Consider the following 19,941-nt stretch of genomic DNA (forward strand, 5'->3'; position numbering starts at 1 on the left):
GACCGCGTCCGCTGCTGCCCCCACCAAGTCGGCACCCTCGCCAAAGCCATCCTCACCCTCGAACACGAAACAAGATGAAAAACGCTCATTGAAATTGCGGGAGTTGTCCACAGGTGACGGCGTGTCGTTGTCTGACACGCCGACGATCCGCAAGTTTCAATTGAAACTGCCTCCCCGGCACCGAGGTGAGGCGGTGCGGGGAGGCGTTGTCGCAGGGCCCGGTCCGAGGCGGGTTCACCTGCGGTGGCCGTTGAGGCGGGCTCGCCGGGCCAGGGCCGGTTGGCGGTCCCGCGCAGGGGACACCGGGCGCTCCCCACGGGACGGTGCCGCCACTCCCGCCGGTTGTTGGCGGTCCCACGGGAGCAGTTGCTTGGATCCCGTGCGGTCGGCCAGCCGCAGCGACTCCGCCGAGGTGATCCACTCCTCCGCCGGCTCCGCGACCTCCAGCAGCAGCGCCTCGAACTCGGAGCGGGTCGTCTCCAGGATGTGCGGCGCCGCCAGCCAGCGCAGCACGTTCCGCCCGGTCACCGCCATCCGTTGCCGCGGCGAGGTGACCAGCTTCTCGTCGAAGTAGCGGATCAGCACCTCGTCCACCACGTCCCAGCCGTTGGCCGCGCCGAAGAGGTCCTTGACGTCCTCGGAGTTGAGGATGCGGAAGCACTCGTCCATCAGCTGCATGACCTCGACCCGCAGCACGTTCAGGTGGCCGTAGGAGGTGAACTTCAGGTTGTTGCGCAGGTCCAGCCCGCTGCGCCGCACCACGGCCATGCTGCCGAAGGCCATGTCGTGGGCCCGTTCCCGGATGACGTCGGAAATCCGCTTGTCCCGCCAGAACAGCGCGACCTGGTTGCTGAACTGCGTGAACAGCCGGTGGAAATCGGTGTTCGGCCGGGAGTTCGCCGAGCCCAGCCCGCGCCCGTAGCCGAGCACCCGCCGGTAGGCGTTGATCCGGTCGCGCTTGGTGTAGCGGAGCACGTCGCGCCGGTCGAACCGGTACAGCCCGAACGCGCCCGGCCCGTCGGAGAGCCGGATCGCGCCGCGCTCGAACAGCTCCCGCAGCTTCTGCACGACGCGCGGCACGCCGATCCGTTCGTGCTGGTACAGGTAGTACAGGTCGGCGACGGCGAGGATGCGTTCGGACGCGATGGTCTCGTCGTAGGCCTCGACGCCGTGCGGCATGCGGGTCGCGCCGAGGTCGTCGGCCGACTCGCCGCCGATGCCGACCAGCTGCGCGAGGCCGCCGTCGGGCGGCTTCGGCTCGTTCTTCGCCTCGACCTCCACGGCGAAGAGCATGTCGTCGATCTGCTTCAGGATCGCCTCACCGACCTGCGGGTCGCTGCCCAGCTCGTTCGACAGGTTGCCGGCGACCTGTCTGCGCAGCGCGGCGACCCGGTCGAACAGTTCCCGGTATTGCTTTTCGGTGGCCATCATTCCTCCGTGCGGGGCGCGGGCGGGCCGCTATTCCGGCCGCGGGGCGGGCTTGGGCTCGGGACGCTTGCGCGGGCTGCGCCGCTTGGCTGCGAGGTCGGGCGACGCCTCGACCGGGGCAGCGGGTTCCGGGGCTCCCGTCGCGGGTGCCGTGCCCGGCGGGAACGGCCCGGGTGGCGGCGGCTCGGGCGGATCCGGCGGCTTGGGCCCGGAGTCGGGCGGCGGGGTCGGCGGTCCCGGCGGGTCGGCCGGTTTCGCGCCGTGCCGGATCGGCCGCGCGACGCGCACGATCTCCTGCAGGTGGTCGTGCAGCTCGTCGACCGCGCGCTGCACCCGGGAGCTGAAGAATCCCGGCGGCAGCGTCGCCCGGTAGTTGCCCGGCACGTCCTGCTCGTCGCCATCGCCGCGCCGCGGCAGGTTGCCGACGAGCCGCTCCAGCCGCTCCGCGACCTGCAGGAACGCGCTGTCCACGCCGTCCTTGCCCGCGACCTCGATCAGCTTGCGGCCCTCGAAGCAGGTGAACTCGTACGTCCAGCGCAACAACCCGCCGAGCGACATCGAGCCGCCGTCCGGATCGGGGATGCGCAGCACCTCGCGGTCGCCGCGGTGGATGCTCACCGAGCTCAGCGCCGCGACCAGTTCCTCGGTCTGCACCGCGGCGGCCGACATCAGCTGCGACAGCGCCACGACGGCCGGGCCGAAGAACGGCGCCTGCCCGGTTTCCGGCTGGGCGAACGGGTCGATCCGGCCGCGGGCGTCCAGCCAGCCGCGGTACAGCGACAGCACCCAGTCGACCAGCGTGATGAACGAGGTCTGGATCCGCTCCTCTTCGATGGTGTTGACCAGCCCGCCGATCAGCCCGAACTCGTTGCGCAGCTCGCCGAGGTGCCCGCGCACCAGGTCCGGGTCCACCGCGGACGCCGGATTCCCCAGCAGCAGCAAGAAGAGCTGGTCCACGCGCGGCACCCGCAGCAGCGGGCTCTCCAGCTCCTTGCGGATCTCCTCCAGCTCGTGGCGCACCAGGCTGCGGAAGCCCTCGCCGTTCTCCGGATCGACGCCCGGTCGCAGCGGCTTCAGCGAGTCGAGCAGCGCGGTCGCGTCCTTGATCGCGCTGCGCGCCCGCGCGGCCAGCGATGCCTGCCCGCCGGTGACCGCGCCCAGGTCGGCCTGGATGGCGTAGCCGCGCGGCGTCCAGTTCGCCTCGGTGTGCCCCTCGACGCGCTTGAGCTCGAAGCTCCCGGTCAGCGCGGCGGCGAAGCCCTTGGTGTCGCCGTTGCGCCACTTCCACCCGAGCACGTCGCTGATCGCCTTGCTCGCGATGTCGCCGGGACGCTCGCAGCACAGCGATTCGTGCCGGGTGACCAGCGGATACGCGCTGTCGATATCGTGGGCGGGCGGCAGCTGGGCACCCCGATCCCCGTTGACACCGCCCCCGCTGACGCGGTCGTCGTAGATGGTCATCGCCTGCCCTCGCAGTTCCCCTCGATGCCGAACCGCACCGCGAGTTCGGCTGCCTCGCGCCAGCACCGCAACATGGTGTCCTCCGTGCTGCGCAACGAATCCAGGCATCCGTCCACACCGGACCGGATGCTGTGCGCCCAACCGAGCCACTGCGGGCCCCGCCCGCGCACGGCGCGCATGAGCTCGGCGGCCGCGTGGTGGCACCGGAACTCGTCGTCGAGCCGCCGCTGCGTCTGCCGCAGCGCCAACGCCGTGGCGTGCAGGGCTTCGCCGTCCGACCGGCCGCGGACCGCGACCAGCGCCGGTTGCAGCTCGGCGCTGCCGTCGGTGACGACCTCGGCGAGCCGGTCCGACAGGGCTGGGCTCTCGCCGCTGGGGCGGTCCTCGATCACGCTGAACTCCAGCGCCCGCCACGCCGCAGCGAGTTGCCGGAGTTCCCGCGCCAGCACCGGGAATTCGTCGCGCAAGGTCACCGCGCTCGCCTCCCCAGTTCTTCCATGAAGAACCGCACCAGCCGCTGCGGCGGTGCCATCCGCTGTTGGAGCGCGTACCGGACGGCGCCGATCAGGAACCGCTCCGGCACCACGCCGGGCGACACACCGTCGGCCAGCCGCCCGGCGGCTTCCTCGATCATCCGCTGTTCCTTGGGCTCGAACCGCTCCACCTTCGCCAGGCTCCGGTTGCCCAGCGATGGGAACGACGCGAAGCACATCGCGTCCACCACCGCCGGGATCGCCCGGTCCGCGGTCGCCAGCAGCGCCGGCGGCGCGTCGATGAGCTTCGGCCGCGGGTACAGGGCGTGCCAGGCACGCTCGTACTCCTCGGCGCGGCGCGGGAAACCCATCCGCCGCAGCAACTCGATGGACAGCTTTCCGCGCAGGTAGGGCACCGGGTGCACGGCCCGGCGGGCGAACCGCATCGACTTCGCCGGCGTCCGGCCGATCACGTCGAACAGCGACCCCACGATCTCCGGGCCGCCCAGCAGCAGCGCGGACATGTCGGCGAAGGTCTCCCGGTTCCACCGCACCCAGATCGACACCACCGCCTTCGGCACCCCGGCCTCGGTGAGCCGCGCCGCGACCTGCAGCGGGATCGCCCGCGCCAGCCCGAGGTCGTTCTGCAGGTTGTGGCTGACCTCGTGCAGCACCGCGCCGAGCGTCCACGGGTTGACCAGCCGGTGGAACGGCAGCTGGATCAGCGGGAACGGGTTGACCCGGTTGCTGATCCGCCGCAGCGGGATGCCGCGCCGCGACGTCGCCGGGCCGTGGCTGGGTTCCAGGTAGCAGAACGGCGGCGGCGTCGGGATCGAGCGCCAGCGCCCGATCCCCAGGTAGGCGTACTGGTAGCAGTCCAGGGCGATGCGGTCGGCCGCGACCAGCCACGGCGCGAACCGGCTCTGCCGCTGGTTGAACAGCTCCAGGTAGAAGTCCCAGATCCGTTCGGTCTCCTTCACCCAGCGCTGCGCCCGCGTCTTCGTGCGCAGCACCTCCTGCAGCCGTTGCGGGCTCGGGTGCGCGAACGCGGCCTCAGCAGCGCGGCGGGCGTCCCGGGTCGCCGAGTTGAGCGATCTGCGCAGCGTGTTCATGGTGTCGTTGACCGCGACCAGGTGAGCGCGGCTCGGCCCGGTCGCCGGATCGCCGAACTCCGCCCAGCCGAACGGGCGCAGCGCGTCGAGATGCCGCTCCACGTTCGTCGCCTGGGTGCGCACCCAGTTGCGGAGTTCCCGGTTCGACGCGGATGTCTGCTGCGGCGCCGGCCGCGAGCGAGACGCGACCGGCCGCAGCTCAGCCGCGGTACCCATTGGTTCTGCCGCCCTGCGCATCGCGGCGTGCGGCTGCGATCAGCTGCGCCCTGCGCCGATCGCTCGCGGACCGGTAGCCGTTCCGCCGGGGCGGAGCCGTTCTGGGCTCGTCTTCGGGGTATTCGAAGAGGCTGCTCGCGAAGTCGCCGATTCCCCTGGCCGCCAAGCTGCCGATGCTGCCGAGGAGCGCGCTGGACACCGCGCCGGGCACGATCGAGAGCGGGCCCTGCTTCCGCCGCTTCCCGGTGTACCGCTTGGGACGTCCGGGAGTCCGCCGGGGCTTGATGCGGTGGCTCTGGGCTCGACGGCGCTTGCGCTGGACGCCGCTGCGGCGGGTGGTGTTCTTCCGGCGGCGGTTGACGGCGGTGTTCTTCGTGCGCCGGTGCGTCCCGGTGTACTTCTTCTTGGGGCCGGCCTGGGGCCTGGACTTGCGCTTGAGCCGCTGCGCGGCCTTCTTGACCAGCAACGGCATCTTGCGGATCTTGCGCCGGCCCTTGCCCTTCCAGAGCCTCCGGCCGATCTTGCCGATGCCACGCCGCAGAATCGGCGCCGCCTTGCGGATCACCGGCGCCAGCTTGGGCAGTCCGCGCGCGGCCAGCCCGATCAGCGGGGCGAGGAAACCCTCCACCTCGTCCTCGGTCTCCGCCTGCTCGGCCTGGAACGCGAGGTTGGCCATCAGCTCGGCGTCGGGGTAGACCCGGCGCGCCGGGTTGGAGAAGCCCTCGTCCTCGTATTCCGCCTCGAACTCGAACTCGTCCTCCAGTTCGCGGACGAGCGCCTCGAACTCCTCCTCGTACTCGTCTTCGTCCTCGTACTCGTCCTCGTCTTCGAGCTCGTACTCGAGCTCTTGGACCAGGGCTTCGAGCTCGTCCTCGAACTCGGTGTCGAACTCGTCCTCCAGCTCGTCCTCGAGTTCGTCCTCGTCTTCGTCCTCATCCTCGAACTCGTAGAAGTCCTCGTCCTCGAACTCGTCCTCGTCCTCCAGCTCCCGGACGAGGCCTTCGAGCTCGTCCTCGAACTCGAACTCGTCCTCCAGCTCGCCGGCCAGCTCGTCCTCCAGCTCGCCGTCGACGGCCCGGTAGCGACTCATGGCGGATCCTCCTGTCCTGCACCGCGTCCGGCGGCTCTTTCGTCAAGCCGGCCGTCGGTGAGCGCGTGCGAACAGTCCAGGGCAACCGGCATTCGGGTGGTAGTCGCACGTTCATGTGCCAGCTGTCCGACCTAGATGATCCGGGTGTCACACGAATCGACGATGTGCGAACGGACGATGTTGGTTTTGCTGGTATGCGCCGCGGCGAAGGCCGTGACCGGCCCGCGAAGGGGGAAGCGGGCCGTTGGCGGGGGTGGCGCGAACCGCCGATCCGCACCCGGGACTGGGGAGGCCGGTACATGCCGAATGACTCGATCGCCACATCCGTTCCGCACGCCCGCAGAGGACTTTCCGAGCCGGAACCGCCGTGGCGGGACCGCGTCGTCGACCTCGGCTCGGACGAGCTGGTGCAGCACCTGGTGCAGGCCCTGGTGCGCCGGGTCGGCGAGCTCGCCGGACCGCACCGGGTGGCCCGGAAACCCCTGCTCGACATGACGGAACTCGGCATGCGGTGCCTGCTCGTGCCGGTCGCGCCGAAGGTCGACGAGGTGCTCAGCCCGCGCGAGCGCGAGATCGCGCGGATGGTGGGGCTCGGCTACACCAACCGGTCGATCGCGGCGGTGCTGGAGATCAGCCTGTACACGGTTTCCGCCCACATGCGACGGATCTTCACCAAGCTCGACGTCGGCTCGCGCGCCGCGATGGTAGCCGCGCTCTCCGACAACCCCGACCTCTACGTCGCGGACTAGCCGAAAAATGGCACAGGAAACCTCTTTTTGCTCCGAATGCGTCCGTTCGAGTGATCAAGTGCGCCTAGGCTCGTGATCGTTCAACGGTTCATCACGAGGAGAACCTGTGCTCAAACGCCCGTTACTCGTCGCGGCATCGGCCGCGCTCATGCTCTCGTCCCTCGCAGGCGCGCAAACCGCGTTCGCGGGGCCGAGCGGTCCCACCTGGGAACCATGTGGCGACCGGCAGGGGGAGTGCACCACCGTCGAGGTGCCGATCGACTGGAACAACCCAGACGGCGCGAAGACGAACATCACGATCGGCCGGCTGGCGGCGACCGATCCGCAGAACCGGATCGGCGTGCTGTTCGTGGCGCCCGGCGGCCCGGGCGTCTCCGGCATCGACACCTACATCGAAGGCGCGGACAAGCTGCAGGACGGTGAGCTGCGCAAGCGGTTCGACATCGTCAGCTGGGACCAGCGCGGCGTGAAGCGCAGCAGCGAGGTCCGGTGCAGCGCCGAGCTGCTGGAGCAGGCACCCGGCAACTTCCCGGCGAACGAGCAGGAGTTCCAGGACCTGCTGGCCTACAACGCGAAGCTGGGCGAGGACTGCCGCAAGAACACCGGCCCCGTGTTCGACTTCGTCGACACGATCAGCGCGGTCCGGGACCTCGACGCCATCCGCGCGGCGCTCGGCGAGGAGCAGCTGAGCTTCTACGGCGCGTCGTACGGCACCCAGGTGGGGCAGCAGTACGCGGAGCTGTTCCCGAACCGGGTCCGGGCGATGACGATCGACTCGAACATGGACCACAGCAACACCTCCGGTGGCCGCTACATCGAAACGGCCAGCGAGGACCTGGAAGGCTCGTTCAACACCTTCGCCGACTGGTGCGAGCGGACCGCGAACTGCTCGCTGTACGGCCAGGACGTCCGCGAGGTGTGGGACGGCGTGCACGCCAAGGCCGAAGCCGGCACCCTCACGGACCCGGCGACCGGCACGGCGCTCAGCGCGGGCTCGCTGCGCAGCGAGCTGATGCGCGCGATGTACCGGCCGGAGGAGCGGTGGTACGGGCTGGCGGACCGCCTGAAGGCGCTGTCCGAAGGCAACCCGTCGGTCAGCGCGATGGCGGCCCCGGCGGAGCTGGTGGAGAACTCGTACCAGGCCATTTGGTGCGATGACTGGAGCTGGAAGGTCCGCGACTTCGCGGAACTGCAGAGCTACCGGGAGCAGGCGGAGAAGGTCGCGCCGCACACGAAGATCTCGCCGTTCTGGAGCGACGTGACGACCTGCCTGGGCTGGCCGGGTGAGGTCAGCAACCCGCAGCACGAGCTGTCCATCAACGGCGCGCCGCCGATCCTGATCGTGAAGGGCAAGTACGACGTGGCGACGCCGACGGCCTGGAACCTCGCGGTGGCGGACCAGATCGACAACTCGGTCCTGCTGGAGCACGACGGCATCGGCCATGGCCAGTACTACCGCAACGCCTGCATCGTGGGCCACGTCGAGAAGTACCTGACGACGCTGGAAACTCCGGCTCCGGGCACGCATTGCGAGGCCGTCTACCCGACGGAACCGCCGGCGGCGGCAACGGCCTCGGCCGGTCCTGCCATCCGTCCGGTCCACGCGGCCTGATCTGACGCATTTCCACTCGTGAGCGGTGGTGGTCGTTCCAGCGACCAGCACCGCTCACGAGCTTTTCGGCCGCAGTTTCGGGGAGCCTCCAGCCGAGTAGCGTGGTCGAGGGCGTCGCACTCCTGGCGGGGCAACCAGATGGGGAGGTTTCGTTGATTCAGTTGCCTCGGGCGTTGTTGTGGGATCACAACGCGCACTACCACCCGTGGTTGTTGCGGCAGGTGCCGCAGCGTTCGCGGGTGCTCGACGTCGGATGCGGGACCGGCGCATTGGTCCGGCAGCTCGTCGAGCGCGTGGATTTCGTCGACGGCGTGGACGTTTCGGCGGAGATGATCGATCAGGCCTCGGCCCGGACGTCCGCGACGAACGTGCGGTGGCTGCGCGGAGACGTGTTGGATGCCGACCTGGACCTGCATCCCGAGGGCTATGACGCGGTGACGGCCCTGTCGAGCCTGCACCACATGCCGCTGCGCCCCGGCCTGATCCGGCTCGCCTCGCTGCTCCGTCCCGGCGGAGTGCTCGCCGTCATCGGTCTCTACCGGGAGGAGTCCGCGGCCGATTTCGCCATGGCAGCGGCCAGTTTCTCCGCGAACGCCGCCGTCGGCGCCTACCTGGCCACGCGCGGACGAGCGGGCAAACCGCACGACGAAGGCATGCCGGTCCGGGACGCGAGCGCGACCTTGACCGAAATCAGCGACGCAGCACGGGAAATCCTCCCCGGAGCCCAAGTGCGCCGCCACCTTTTCTGGCGTCATTCCCTGCTGTGGCGCAAGCCCGAGTGAGGTCGTGAGTGTCAAAGCCGGTTCTTACCGGCTTCACGCTCACGACACCTGATCAGGCGCTTTGCCGCAGCGCGGCGAGGAAACCGGCCCACTGGCCCCGGCTGAAGGTGAGGGTGCCGCCGGTGCGGTCCTTGGTGTCGCGGACCCCGACCACTCCCGGCGTCACCGCGACCTCGACGCAGTACGAGTTGTCCGAGCTTCGCGTGGACTTTCGTCACATCGCTCTGCTCAGAGCCTGTACATAGACGGAATTCATGTTTCTGACTGTAGCCGGAAGCTACCGGCGGCTGAACCCTTGCTTGATTAGGGCATAGGAATCTTCTCTGCTCAGCGCGCTCTTCGTCGCCTCTGCGTGCGCCAGCCCGTATTCGCGGGTTGTCAACGAATCCATGATGAGCTGTGTCGACGTGACGGTCTCCTGCCAGAGCAAAGTTGGAAGTTGCCCGCTGGGGAAGGTCATCAACGAGAAGCCTGATCCGCCCATTGCCGGATGCCCAGTGGCTTGGAACGGCACGACTCGGATCTCAAGTGACTCAGGGTACTGATCGATCAGCCCGGCAAGGTGCTTGAGCTGCGCTTTATGAACTTCCTCGCCTCCGACCTGCTGTCGGATCGCAGCCTCGCTCATCACGGCCATGATCTGGAGCGGCTCGTCTCCGACGATCCTCTGCTGACGGGCGACCCTGCACTGAACCCGGCGGTCGACCTCGGCGAGGCGGAGGTTAGGAGCGCCGGACTCAATGATGGCGCGGGCATAGTCCTCAGTCTGCAGCAGTCCGAAGATGAGATCGCTTCCGTAAGTCCGCAGGCTTTCCGCGCCGTGTTCGAAGCCGAAGAAGCGGAGCAGGTCTTCGCTGAACAGGGCCGAGTACTTGGTCCACCAGCCTCGGTGGGTGGCTGCGGATCCTGCTGGGACGAGGCGCGATCCCGCCGCGATGCGCAAGCCCGAGAGGAGGATGCGTCGTGATTCTCCTGAACCTGATCCAGAACCCGCTCGGATACCTCGCGGCACTCGGAGCATTCGCAGTCGTAGCACGAGTTCTCGCGGTGATACCGATACGCGGTGGCACCGGCCAGCACGCCGGTGCCGGACCGGGAGCGGTGATGGTGTGGCAGCTCAGCGAGGCACTGGAAGCCGAACGCACCGCCCGCATCGCCGCAGTTTCAATTGAAACCGCGGACGATCCTCCGCCGGAGGAGGAGATCCGGTGGCCACCAGAGCCGGTGGCGGAGTACGTCGGCCGCCACCGGCTCTGGTGGGACGTCGACGAGCACCCCCAGTTGCCCATCGATATCCGGCTGGGATCAGGTTTCGCCTGGCCAGACCCCGTGCGTAGTGGCGTGTGACGGCCCATGTCCACCCCGCAGGGTGGTTTGGACGCGTGGCCCGGTGAGCGGACCTGCGAGCTTCCTCGTGTTCTCGGATCCTCCTGACTGGAACGCCCGCCCGCGGTTGCCGTCGGGCGGGCAAGTCGCGTTGACGGCAGGGCGGAGGACTGTCATGGAAATCAGTGGGAAGACGCTGGATGAGCTGGCGCGGATCGGTGATCCCAAAGCGGAGCAGGTGGTCTCGGAACTGGTCGAGAAGGGGCAACTGGAGGAGGTCAACCGCGTCCTGAGCCAGTGGCACTCCTACGACCAGGACATCCCGGTCGGACTGCCGCGCGGCCTGCACGACTTCCTCCAGGAAGCCAGGGTGGCTCCGGAGTGGGCCGACCAGGAGCGGCTGACCCGGGTGCACGAGTTCTTCGAGGATGACGGCATCCACATCGGCACCGTCCTGGCGCTCGGCTCGATGGCGATGGCCTACGCGGTCCCGCTCGGCGCGAAGATGATGAGCCTCACCCATCGCCTGCGCTACCCCGAGCGCCGGATGGCGAACACCGCCCAGTTCGTCTTCGACCTGATGCAGCCGGACCCGTTCGGCCCGAACAGCCGGTTCGTGGTCAGCGCGGTGAAGGTCCGGCTCATCCACGCGACCGTCCGACACCACCTCCGCGCCACCGGGAGCTGGGACGAGGACCGGCACGGTGTTCCCGCTTCCCAGGAGCACCTGCTGATCGTGTGGCTGGCACTGTCCGTGCAGGTGCTGGACTTCCTGGAGCGGCTCCGGATCAGGGTTACCGCGCAGGAGGCCGAGGATTACATGCACACCTGGCGTGTCGCGGGCACCTTCCTCGGCATCCCGGCCGCCGCGATGCCGTCGACCGCGAGCGAGGCGCGCCAGTTGTTCGCCACCGCGCTGGCGCGCAGTGCGGGACCGTCGGAAGAAGGCGCGGAACTCACCGGGCACCTGATCGACCTCTACTCCGGGGTGCTGCCGGGGAAGGTTTTCGACGGTGTCGTCCCCGCACTGCTGCGCAGGTTGATCGGCAAGGACGTGGCCAACTTGCTCAAGGTTCCGCACTCGCCGCTGTGGCAGGTTGTCGTCCGGGTCTACGTGGCCGTGCTCGGGGGACTGGAGCGGATCGAAGACCGTTCCCGGCTGGGCAGGTGGTGGCTTGACCGGCTCGGCAAGGCCCAGTACGCGCTGGAACTGCGCATCCTGACCAGGGGCAAGAGCAAGCCGCTCGCACTGCCCACCCAGCTCGCCGGCTACAACGAAGAGATCTCCGCGCCGACGCCGCGTAGCGCGGAGAAGCTTGAGCACGCGGGTGATGTGGAGATCGTACCGCTCCTGGCCGTCGACAGGCAGATGGCGCAGGGCGCAGAAGCGCGCCAGGCCGAGGCGGCGGGCGTGCCCCAGGAGAGCCACCACTCCCAGTTCCCACCGCCGCGTGGGTGACCGCAATCTCTCGAGAAATCACGGCCCGAACCGCACAACGGTTGCTGGCCCTCGCTGCCACCATCTGGCACAACTGGGCCGGAACCGCCCCGGCCGAACGCTCCCTGATCGCCTGCGAGCACTGAAGACCGAGGAATCAACCATCTAGTGCCGGAAGGGGCCGCTGATCTCGTAGGTGTAGCCGTCGGAGAACTCGCCGGACGGGCCGTACTGCGAGGAGAAGTACATCCGGTCGCCGGCCGGGTTGAACGCCGGGCCGGTCAGCCCGGACGAGTCGTGGCCGTTCACCCGCAGCATCGGCGCCACCACGTCGTCCGGCGTGATGATGCAGATCTCCATGTTGTCGCCGTCCTCGGCGACGTACAGGTCACCGAAGGAGCTGCCGGTCATGTTGTCGACGGCGCCCAGGCTGCCGCCGCCGTCGTAGGCGAGCCCGAAGGTGTCGTCGGCGACGTTGAACTGCCACACCCGGCTGTCGCCAGTGGTGGTGAACCAGCACCTGTCGGAGGCGTAGTAGCAGCCCTCGCCGCCGTCGAAGTGCTTCGCCTCGGCGACCTGTTCGCGCGTAGGGGTGTCACCTTCGGCGGGCGTCGGCTCCGGAACCTCCACCCACGACGCCTTGCCCGACGTCCCATCCCCGGCGACCAGGACCTCCAGCAGCCCACCGGCACCAAGATCGCCCCAGTTGTTCGGGCGGAACCGGTAGAAGCAGCCGTCGGGCTCGTCCTCGGTCAGGTAGATCACCTTCCGGACCGGGTCGCACGCCGCGGCCTCGTGGTTGAAGCTGCCCATCGCGTCCCGCCGCACCGCCTCCTTGACGCCCCAGGGGTCGGTCTCGAACACGTACCCGTAGCTGACCTCTTCGCAGGAAAGCCAGGTGTTCCAAGGGGTTGCGCCGCCCGAGCAGTTGCGCCGCGTGTCCTCGAGGATGCGGTAGGCGTCGACGATGCCGCCGCCGGAGTCGAACTTGATCGCGCCGACGCCGCCGCCCGGCTCCACTTCGGAGTTGGACACGTAGATCCACCCGTCGCCGTCGACGAAACAAGCGCCGCCATCGGGCGCGTCGTGCCAGGTGTAGGACGTGCCCTCCACCTTGTCGCTGGAGTGCGCGATGACGCGGCTGGTGAACCCTTCGGGCAGTTCGAGCCCGTTGTCATCGGCCGGAAGCACTGGCCCATAAGGGCTTTCGGCGATCCGCCGGATCGGCCCGCCCACGGCGGCCCCGGTCCACAACCCGCCGGTGAAGGCCGCAACACCGCCACCGATCACAGCAGCACGGAGAAAAGAACGACGCCGCACAACGACTCCCTTCAACGACCCGTCGGCGGCGGACCCCCATCGTGTCGGAACCGATCGGGCACCAACTACCGCCGTTCGGGGGCGAATCCGCGACCGCATGGCTCACCGGCCGGTCGTCCCCGCGGGACGACCGGCGCAGGCCCGGGTCAGTGGCGGAACGGGCCGGTGATCTCGTAGGTGATGCCGCCGGAGGAGGAGCCGGACGTGCCGCGCTGCGAGGAGAAGTACAGCCGGTCGCCGGCCGGGTTGAACGCGGGTCCGCACAGCTCGGATTCGTCCTGGCCGTTCACCCGGACCACCGGTGCCACCACGTCGTCGGGCGTGATGATGCAGATCTCCATGTTGTCGCCGTCCTCGGCCACGTAGAGATCGCCGAACGAAGTGCCGGTCACGTTGTCGACGCCGCCGAGTTCGCCGCCGCCGTCGTAGGCGAGTTCGAGGGTGTCGTCGGCGGCGTTGAACTGCCAGACCTGGTTCTCGCCCTTGGCGGTGAACCAGCACTTGTCGGAGGCGTAGTAGCAGCCTTCGCCGCCGTCGAAGTGCTTCGCGTCGGAGACCTGCTCGCGGGTCGGGGTGTCGCCGTCGTCGGGCGTCGGCGTGGGAACCTCCGCCCAGGTGGCCTTGCCCGAGGTCTCCGGCCCGGCGACCAGCACCTCCAGCAGCCCACCGGCGCCGAGGTCGCCCCAGTTGTCCGGGCGGAACCGGTAGAAGCAGCCGTCGGGTTCGTCCTCGGTCAGGTAGATCACCTTCCGGACCGGGTCGCAGGCCGCGGCCTCGTGGTTGAACTTGCCCATCGCGTCCCGTCGCACCGCCTCCTTCGCGCCCCACGGGTCGGTCTCGAACACGTACCCGTAGCCGACTTCCTCGCAGGAGAGCCAGGTGTTCCACGGTGTCGCCCCACCGGCGCAGTTGCGCCGCGTGTCGTCCAGGATGCGGTAGGCGTCGGCGATGCCGCCGCCGGAGTCGAACCGAACCGCGCCGACGCCGCCGCCCGGCTCGATCTCGGAGTTGGACACGTAGATCCAGCCGTCGCCGTCGACGAAGCAGGCCCCGCCGTCGGGCGCGTCGTGCCAGGTGTAGGACGTGGCTTCGACGCTCTCACCGGACCGCGCGATGATGCGGCTGGTGAACCCCTCGGGTAGTTCGATCCCGTTGTCATCGGCCGGAAGTAGCGGCCCGTAAGGGCCCTCGGCCACCCGGCGGATCGGCCCGCCCACGGCGGCCCCGGTCCACAACCCGCCGGAGAAGGCGGCAACGCCGCCACCGATCACGGCAGCACGGAGAAAAGAACGACGCCGCACAACGACTCCCTTCAGTCCGTCGGCGGCGGATCCCCATCCTGTCTGAACCGGCCGGACGCCAACTACCGCCGTTCGGTCCCACCGGACCTGGTCCGGCAACTCCGCGCACGGCCCTCGTTCGGGTGACGCCCGGCAGTGTCTTGGGGCTTCCCGAACGGGGTAATCCCTGGTCGGCAGCCAGATGGAATTCGCGCGTCTTCCACTCGGAGGTGGTCAACGATGAAGGCAGTCGTGTACCAGGAGCCCTTCTCGGTCGCGATCAACGAGGTGGACCGGCCGACGATCCAGCACCCCAACGACGTGATCGTGCGGATCACCTCGACCGCGATCTGCGGCTCCGACCTGCACATGTACGAGGGCCGCACAGCCGCCGAACCGGGCATCGTGTTCGGTCACGAGAACATGGGCATCATCGAGGAGACCGGCTCCGGCGTGGCCAGCCTGAACCGCGGCGACCGGGTCGTGATGCCGTTCAACGTCGCCTGCGGTTTCTGCAAGAACTGCATGGCGGGCAACACCGGCTTCTGCCTGACCGTCAACCCCGGCTTCGCCGGCGGCGCCTACGGCTACGTCGCGATGGGGCCGTACACCGGCGGGCAGGCCGAGTACCTGAGGGTGCCGTTCGCCGACTTCAACTGCCTGAAGCTGCCGGCCGACGGCAGCCACGAGGCCGACTTCGTGCTGCTGGCCGACATCTTCCCGACCGGCTACCACGGCTGCGAGCTCGCGCAGGTCTCGCCGGGCGAGAGCGTCGTCGTGTACGGGGCGGGACCGGTCGGGTTGATGGCCGCCTACTCGGCGCTGCTGCGCGGTGCGGCGCGGGTGTTCTGCGTCGACCGGGTGCCGGAGCGGCTGGCCAAGGCGGAGGAGATCGGGGCCATCCCGATCGACTTCTCCATGGGCGACCCGGTCGCGATGATCAAGGAGCAGACCGACGGCGAGGGCACCGACAAGGGCGTCGACGCGGTCGGCTACCAGGCGCAGGTGGGCGACGGCTCGAAGGAGGAGCCGGCCATCGTGCTGAACTCGCTGATCGAGACGGTGCGCCCGACCGGACGGCTCGGCGTGCCCGGCCTGTACGTGCCGGCCGATCCCGGTGGGCCCAACGAGGAGGCGAAGAAGGGGATGCTGCTCGTCTCGGTCGGCCGGATGTTCGAGAAGGGCCAGGTCATCGGGACCGGGCAGTGCAACGTGAAGCGCTACAACCGGCAGCTGCGCGACATGATCATCGCGGGCCGGGCCAAGCCCAGCTTCGTCGTCTCGCACGAGCTGTCCCTCACGGAGGCCCCGGACGCCTACCGCAAGTTCGACCAGCGGATCGAGGGCTACACCAAGGTCGTCCTGCACCCGTGAGCCGCAGGCGTCGTGAGCGGCTGTGGTCGCCGTGACGACCACAGCCGCTCACTACACGGAGCCGCAGATGCCGGTGCGCAGCATGTCGAAGGCGCACTCTGCGGCTGCGACGGCCTCCGGGTGGAGTTCGTCGGGGGAGCGGCCGCCGGCGACCTGGCGGACGTTCTCCTCGGCGAGCACTCGGAGCGCCGTGACAACTTGGTGCGCCGCGATGCGGGTCGCGATGCCCGCGGGCGCGCCTGCTTCGGCGAGCGCGTCCGCCAGCGCTTCGGCTCTCCTCTCGGCGAAACCGAGCATGCGGGCCGACAGGCTGGGCGTGTCGTCGATCAACCGTTGGAGGCCCTGGGCTTCCGGGCTGTCGTTCAGTCCGGTGATCGGATCGCGCGCGGCGAGCGCCGCCAGGTAGTGCCGCCGCAGCGCGGCGAGCGGGTCTTCGCCCGCCGCCCGGTCCCGGACCACGGCTGCCGCTTCGCCCTCGTGGTCGGCGATGCGGTGCAGCACCAGGTCTTCCTTGGCCGGGAAGTACTTGAACAGGGTCGGTTTCGACACCTCGGCCCGCGCGGCGACGTCGGCGCAGGACACCGCGTCGAAACCGGATTCGAGGAACATCGCGATCGCCGCGTCCGCGATCGCCGTGCGGGTCCGCTGCTTCTTCCGCTCCCGGAGTCCGACTCGTTCTGCCACGTCATCGAGGCTAGCACGGTCTCTAACTCGGTTAATTTTCTAACTGAGTTAAGCTTTCTGCTCCGGAACCGATTGGAGCACGCGAATGCGCATCGGCGTAGCCCTGCCCACCGACCACACCTCGCTCTCCGGCGAAGCGAACTCCGTGGACGCCCTCATCGACCAGGCGAAAGAGCTCGCCGCCGCCGGGCTGACGTCGGCCTGGTTCACCCAGCGGTTCGACCACGACGCGATCACGGTGGCCGCGATCGCCGCGCGCGAAGTCCCGGGCATCGACGTCGGCACCGCGGTCGTGCCGATCTACCCGCGGCACCCGATCGCCCTCTCGATGCAGGCCCAGACGGCGCAGGCCGCCGGCCGCGGACGCTTCACGCTCGGAGTCGGGTTGTCGATCAAGTCGTTCGTCGAGCAGACCTACGGGATCGCCCCGCATCCCAGGGTTCGCCACCTGCGCGAATACCTCACGGCGTTGCGCGAGCTGCTCGAATCGGGCTCGGTGGACCTGAGCGGGGAAACGCTGGTCGCCAGGACGACGCTCCCCGCGAGCGTGCCCGGGGCCCGGCCGCGCGTGCCGGTGCTGGTGGCGGCGGCCGGTGATCTGACCCTGCGCGCCGCGGCCGAACTCGCCGATGGCGCGCTGCCGATCCTGTCCGGGCCGCGGACGCTGGCCGAGTACACCGTCCCCACCATCCGCCGCTACGCCGAAGCCGCCGGGCGGCCGGAGCCCAGGATCGCCGTGATCGTCTCCGGCGTGGTGACCTCCGACGTGGCGGGCGCGCGGGCTCGCGCCGAGGCGAACATGGCCTACTACGGGACCATTCCGTCCTACCGCGCGGCGCTGGACCGCGAGGGGATCGACAACCCCGCCGACCTGGTCGCGATCGGGGACGAGGAGTCGATCGCGAAGCAGGTGGCCGAGTACTTCGAGGCGGGCGCGACCGAGCTCATCTACACCCAGACCGCGATCGGTTCCGCGGCCGACGAGCGCCGGACCTGGAAACTCCTCGGCGAGCTGGCCGCGAACCACGCTCCGAGCTGACGACGGGTGTGCAGTTTCAATTGAAACTGCACACCCGCGCGCGGAGTTCAGCGGTCGAGGATGGTGCGGAGCGCCTTCTCCAGGTCGGCGGCGGTGCCGGGACCCCGGCTGCGCCAGGCGATGAAGCGGTCCGGGCGGACCAGCACCGCCCCGTCCGCGCCGACCCCGTACGGCCCGGTCCAGTCGCCGGTCACCTCGCCGCCGATCAGCTGCGGTTCCAGCCGGACCCCCAGCGCGGTGGCGACCTCCTCGGCGGCCCCGGCCCACGCTTCCGATCCGGTCAGCAGCACGAAACCCCGACCGAACAGGTCGATCGTGGACACCTCTCCGTCCGGAGTGGACAGTCGCACGTGCGGGGCGCGCGAACCCGGGCGGCCCGTCGGGCTGGTCGCGTTCTCCAGGAGCTCGCCCTCGTCGCCGGGTTCCCGGACGACCGCGCCGTTGTGCCGGTACCCGAACAGCAGCACGGCCGGGTCCTCGATCGGCGGCGCGTCGTCTTCCCGGGCCAGGTCGGGCCGGTTGCGCACGATGGCGTTCCGGAACTGGTTCTCCGCGATCAGCTCGCCCACCGGCCGCCGCTCCGCGTCGTGGCTGTCGAGCAGTCCCGGCCCGGCCTCGCCGCGGAGCACCGCTGCGAGCTTCCACGCCAGGTAGAAGCCGTCCATCACGGCGGTGTTGCCGCCCATCCCGCCGTGCGGCGGCATGGTGTGCGCGGCGTCGCCGACCAGGTGCACCCGGCCGGCGCTGAACCGGTCGGCCACCTGCATGGTCGTCACCGTGCTGTCCGTCGCGAGGATCTCGGCGTCGAGCTCGGGCACGCCGGTGGCCAGCCGGATCTGCGCCAGGCTGCGCTCCTCGGTGAAGTCCGCCGGCTCCTCGTGCGCCGGGTCGTAGCCGACGCCGACCACGAACTGGTCCGGGTGGTCGGTGCTGACCACCACGCCGTTGCCGCCGGAGAGCTCCGGGTTCTGCAGGTAGTACATGACCAGGCGATCGCCGACGACGGCCGACAGGTCGGCGCGGACCAACCAGTGGATCGAGTGCCCGAGGGCGCCCCGGCCGTGGGTGCCGATGCCGAGCCGCTCGCGGATCGGGCTGCGGTGGCCGTCGGCGGCGACCAGGTAGTCGGCGTGCACCTCGCGGGTTCCGGTGGCGTCGGAGAGCACCGCGCGGACGCCGTTCTCGTCCTGCTCGAAGGAATCCAGCCGGGTGGAGAAGCGGACCTCGGCGCCCAGTTCGCGGGCGCGCTCGGCCAGGATGCGCTCCGCGCTCGCCTGGCTGGCGTCGGCCGACCCCGCCGGCGTCAGGTGGTCGAGCGACAGGAAGGTGTCGTGCAGGATCTCGCGGAACACCGGGCCGCTCGCGCTTTGCGCTATGCGCAGCAGGAATCCCTGGCTCTTGGGCGACGCGTCGAGCATGGCGGACTCGAGGCCGACGAGGCGGAGCGCCTCCATCACGTGGTTCTGCTGACCTCGCGCCTTCGGGTGGGTGGAGGTGCCCGGGTGGCGCTCCGCCACCAGCGACGGCGTGCCGTGCAGGCCCAGGAAAACGGCGGTCGACAGGCCGGACAGCCCGGCGCCGACGATCAGGACTGGAGTTCGTTCGGACATCGGTGACCCCTCTTGCGAACGGTGTTCGTGACTTACGAACGATGTTCTACTCGCGAACGGTGTTCGCGTCAAGTACGGTGTTCGAAGCACCGATCGAGAAAGTGGTGAACGATGTCCCTGCCGGTTCCGCCCTGGCAGCAGCGCGCCGTGCGTGACCGGGCGGCGAAACGGCCGCTGAGCCTGGAGCTGATCGTGCGCACCGCGCTCGAACTGCTCGACAGCGAAGGCCTGGACGCCGTGAGCATGCGGAAGGTCGCGCAGCGGCTCGGCACCGGCGCGGCCTCGCTCTACGCCTACGTCCGCAACAAGGACGAGCTGCACGAGCTGATGCTCGACCTCGTGATCGGCGAGATCCGGGTGCCGGAGCTCGACCCGGAGAAGTGGCAGGAGACGCTCAAGGACCTGATCCGCCAGCAGGTCGAGGTGCTCACGGCGCACCCAGGCATCGCGCAGGTCGTGATGCGCACCCCGGCGCCGGCCGGGCCGAACGCGCTGATCGTCTCCGAGGCGATGATGGCCGTCCTCCGCTCGGCCGGATTCTCCGACCGCGTGGTGGCGTTCTCCGTCGACACCCTCGCCCTGTTTGCCACGGCGGTCGCCATGGAGCGCAGCGCGGACTTCGGGCTCAGCGACGAGGAACGGGGCGAGCGGATGGAGATGATCGGGCGGTACTTCGCGGAGCTCCCGGCGGATCGGTTCCCGACGATCGTCGCCCTCCTCCCGGCGCTGATGTCCGGCGAAGGCGACGAGCGCTTCGAGTTCGGCCTGGACATCCTCATCCGAGGCATCGCCGCCCACGCCGCCGACTCGGTTTGACGCAATTTCAATGGAAATCGAATCTCTGATTTCCATTGAGGTGATCTCAGTGGATTCGGTTGTGTTCGTGGTGGGTGAGGGTGAGTGCGGCGCGGACGATCGCGGTGATTTTGCGTGGGCTGGCGGTGATG

At 69.4% G+C, this 19,941-nt stretch carries 18 protein-coding genes and 2 pseudogenes; 9 read left to right on the top strand and 11 right to left on the bottom strand.

All coding sequences use genetic code 11. The features are described from left to right. Positions 1–234: 234 nt before the first annotated feature. Genes AB0H93_RS43375 through AB0H93_RS43395 form a run of 5 tightly spaced genes read right to left on the bottom strand, consistent with a single transcriptional unit; the run spans position 235 to position 5,780 of the window. Positions 235–1,428: a hypothetical protein gene (locus tag AB0H93_RS43375; RefSeq protein WP_358582602.1), complete on the bottom strand. Its 1,194-nt coding sequence runs from the start codon at positions 1,426–1,428 to the stop codon at positions 235–237. 30 nt (positions 1,429–1,458) lie between these two features. Next, positions 1,459–2,889: a hypothetical protein gene (locus AB0H93_RS43380; protein ID WP_358582605.1), complete on the bottom strand. Its 1,431-nt coding sequence runs from the start codon at positions 2,887–2,889 to the stop codon at positions 1,459–1,461. Beyond that, complete coding sequence (locus AB0H93_RS43385) at positions 2,886–3,362, bottom strand: hypothetical protein (RefSeq protein WP_358582608.1); 477 nt, start codon at positions 3,360–3,362, stop codon at positions 2,886–2,888. Before AB0H93_RS43385 ends, AB0H93_RS43380 begins: the two co-directional genes overlap by 4 nt. Next, positions 3,359–4,690, bottom strand: a complete 1,332-nt coding sequence (locus AB0H93_RS43390) for a hypothetical protein (protein ID WP_358582610.1) — start codon at positions 4,688–4,690, stop codon at positions 3,359–3,361. Before AB0H93_RS43390 ends, AB0H93_RS43385 begins: the two co-directional genes overlap by 4 nt. After that, positions 4,674–5,780, bottom strand: coding sequence for a hypothetical protein (locus AB0H93_RS43395; protein WP_358582613.1), 1,107 nt, complete (start codon positions 5,778–5,780; stop codon positions 4,674–4,676). Before AB0H93_RS43395 ends, AB0H93_RS43390 begins: the two co-directional genes overlap by 17 nt. Positions 5,781–6,079: 299 nt before the next feature. On the opposite strand from AB0H93_RS43395, the gene AB0H93_RS43400 reads away from it, so the two are divergent. From AB0H93_RS43400 to AB0H93_RS43410, 3 genes are all read left to right on the top strand, one after another. Then, positions 6,080–6,529: a helix-turn-helix transcriptional regulator gene (locus tag AB0H93_RS43400; RefSeq protein ID WP_358582616.1), complete on the top strand. Its 450-nt coding sequence runs from the start codon at positions 6,080–6,082 to the stop codon at positions 6,527–6,529. A 106-nt stretch (positions 6,530–6,635) separates the two neighbouring features. Further along, on the top strand, positions 6,636–8,141 hold the full coding sequence (locus AB0H93_RS43405; protein WP_358582619.1) for an alpha/beta hydrolase: 1,506 nt from the start codon (positions 6,636–6,638) through the stop codon (positions 8,139–8,141). 101 nt (positions 8,142–8,242) lie between these two features. Continuing rightward, positions 8,243–8,923: a class I SAM-dependent methyltransferase gene (locus AB0H93_RS43410; protein WP_358582622.1), complete on the top strand. Its 681-nt coding sequence runs from the start codon at positions 8,243–8,245 to the stop codon at positions 8,921–8,923. A 52-nt stretch (positions 8,924–8,975) separates the two neighbouring features. Here the strand turns inward: AB0H93_RS43410 and AB0H93_RS43415 are convergent. Together AB0H93_RS43415 and AB0H93_RS43420 are read right to left on the bottom strand one after the other, a co-directional pair. After that, a pseudogene (locus tag AB0H93_RS43415) lies at positions 8,976–9,125 on the bottom strand (DUF397 domain-containing protein); the annotation flags it as partial. Positions 9,126–9,200: 75 nt separating this feature from the next. Next, positions 9,201–9,866 (bottom strand): DUF5753 domain-containing protein, encoded by a 666-nt coding sequence (locus AB0H93_RS43420; protein ID WP_358582624.1) that lies wholly within the window; start codon positions 9,864–9,866, stop codon positions 9,201–9,203. Between the two features lie 104 nt (positions 9,867–9,970). Between AB0H93_RS43420 and AB0H93_RS43425 the strand changes: the two genes are divergently transcribed. The 3 genes and pseudogenes from AB0H93_RS43425 to AB0H93_RS43435 form a co-directional block, all read left to right on the top strand. Further along, a complete protein-coding gene (locus AB0H93_RS43425) occupies positions 9,971–10,270 on the top strand; it encodes a hypothetical protein (protein WP_358582627.1) in 300 nt (99 codons plus the stop codon). Between the two features lie 154 nt (positions 10,271–10,424). After that, positions 10,425–11,708, top strand: a complete 1,284-nt coding sequence (locus AB0H93_RS43430) for an oxygenase MpaB family protein (RefSeq protein ID WP_358582629.1) — start codon at positions 10,425–10,427, stop codon at positions 11,706–11,708. A 17-nt stretch (positions 11,709–11,725) separates the two neighbouring features. After that, a pseudogene (locus tag AB0H93_RS43435) lies at positions 11,726–11,833 on the top strand (IS982 family transposase); the annotation flags it as partial. Between the two features lie 19 nt (positions 11,834–11,852). Here AB0H93_RS43435 and AB0H93_RS43440 read toward each other — a convergent pair. Next, positions 11,853–13,007, bottom strand: coding sequence for an alkaline phosphatase PhoX (locus tag AB0H93_RS43440; RefSeq protein ID WP_358582631.1), 1,155 nt, complete (start codon positions 13,005–13,007; stop codon positions 11,853–11,855). A 146-nt stretch (positions 13,008–13,153) separates the two neighbouring features. Continuing rightward, on the bottom strand, positions 13,154–14,308 hold the full coding sequence (locus AB0H93_RS43445; protein ID WP_358582634.1) for an alkaline phosphatase PhoX: 1,155 nt from the start codon (positions 14,306–14,308) through the stop codon (positions 13,154–13,156). A 219-nt stretch (positions 14,309–14,527) separates the two neighbouring features. On the opposite strand from AB0H93_RS43445, the gene AB0H93_RS43450 reads away from it, so the two are divergent. Then, positions 14,528–15,661: a glutathione-independent formaldehyde dehydrogenase gene (locus AB0H93_RS43450; protein ID WP_358582635.1), complete on the top strand. Its 1,134-nt coding sequence runs from the start codon at positions 14,528–14,530 to the stop codon at positions 15,659–15,661. Between the two features lie 51 nt (positions 15,662–15,712). Here AB0H93_RS43450 and AB0H93_RS43455 read toward each other — a convergent pair whose 3' ends face one another. Then, complete coding sequence (locus AB0H93_RS43455; protein WP_358582637.1) at positions 15,713–16,345, bottom strand: TetR family transcriptional regulator; 633 nt, start codon at positions 16,343–16,345, stop codon at positions 15,713–15,715. Between the two features lie 85 nt (positions 16,346–16,430). On the opposite strand from AB0H93_RS43455, the gene AB0H93_RS43460 reads away from it, so the two are divergent. After that, positions 16,431–17,384, top strand: a complete 954-nt coding sequence (locus tag AB0H93_RS43460) for a TIGR03564 family F420-dependent LLM class oxidoreductase (RefSeq protein ID WP_358582639.1) — start codon at positions 16,431–16,433, stop codon at positions 17,382–17,384. 47 nt (positions 17,385–17,431) lie between these two features. Here AB0H93_RS43460 and AB0H93_RS43465 read toward each other — a convergent pair whose 3' ends face one another. Further along, positions 17,432–18,994 carry an FAD-dependent monooxygenase gene (locus AB0H93_RS43465; protein ID WP_358582642.1) on the bottom strand — a complete coding sequence of 521 codons (1,563 nt, stop codon included), beginning with the start codon at positions 18,992–18,994 and terminating at the stop codon, positions 17,432–17,434. Positions 18,995–19,105: 111 nt separating this feature from the next. Here AB0H93_RS43465 and AB0H93_RS43470 point away from each other — a divergent pair, with 111 nt between their 5' ends. Beyond that, positions 19,106–19,810: a TetR/AcrR family transcriptional regulator gene (locus AB0H93_RS43470; protein ID WP_358582644.1), complete on the top strand. Its 705-nt coding sequence runs from the start codon at positions 19,106–19,108 to the stop codon at positions 19,808–19,810. Positions 19,811–19,941 lie beyond the last annotated feature (131 nt).

Source organism: Saccharopolyspora sp. NPDC050642 (assembly GCF_040654735.1).
Lineage (GTDB): Bacteria > Actinomycetota > Actinomycetes > Mycobacteriales > Pseudonocardiaceae > Saccharopolyspora > Saccharopolyspora elongata.

Coding starts and splice junctions, on each gene's coding strand:
- AB0H93_RS43375 (WP_358582602.1), bottom strand. CDS start 1,428: ATGGCCACCGAAAAGCAATACCGGGAACTGTTCGACCGGGTCGCCGCG.
- AB0H93_RS43380 (WP_358582605.1), bottom strand. CDS start 2,889: ATGACCATCTACGACGACCGCGTCAGCGGGGGCGGTGTCAACGGGGAT.
- AB0H93_RS43390 (WP_358582610.1), bottom strand. CDS start 4,690: ATGGGTACCGCGGCTGAGCTGCGGCCGGTCGCGTCTCGCTCGCGGCCG.
- AB0H93_RS43395 (WP_358582613.1), bottom strand. CDS start 5,780: ATGAGTCGCTACCGGGCCGTCGACGGCGAGCTGGAGGACGAGCTGGCC.
- AB0H93_RS43400 (WP_358582616.1), top strand. CDS start 6,080: ATGCCGAATGACTCGATCGCCACATCCGTTCCGCACGCCCGCAGAGGA.
- AB0H93_RS43430 (WP_358582629.1), top strand. CDS start 10,425: ATGGAAATCAGTGGGAAGACGCTGGATGAGCTGGCGCGGATCGGTGAT.
- AB0H93_RS43450 (WP_358582635.1), top strand. CDS start 14,528: ATGAAGGCAGTCGTGTACCAGGAGCCCTTCTCGGTCGCGATCAACGAG.
- AB0H93_RS43460 (WP_358582639.1), top strand. CDS start 16,431: ATGCGCATCGGCGTAGCCCTGCCCACCGACCACACCTCGCTCTCCGGC.
- AB0H93_RS43465 (WP_358582642.1), bottom strand. CDS start 18,994: ATGTCCGAACGAACTCCAGTCCTGATCGTCGGCGCCGGGCTGTCCGGC.
- AB0H93_RS43470 (WP_358582644.1), top strand. CDS start 19,106: ATGTCCCTGCCGGTTCCGCCCTGGCAGCAGCGCGCCGTGCGTGACCGG.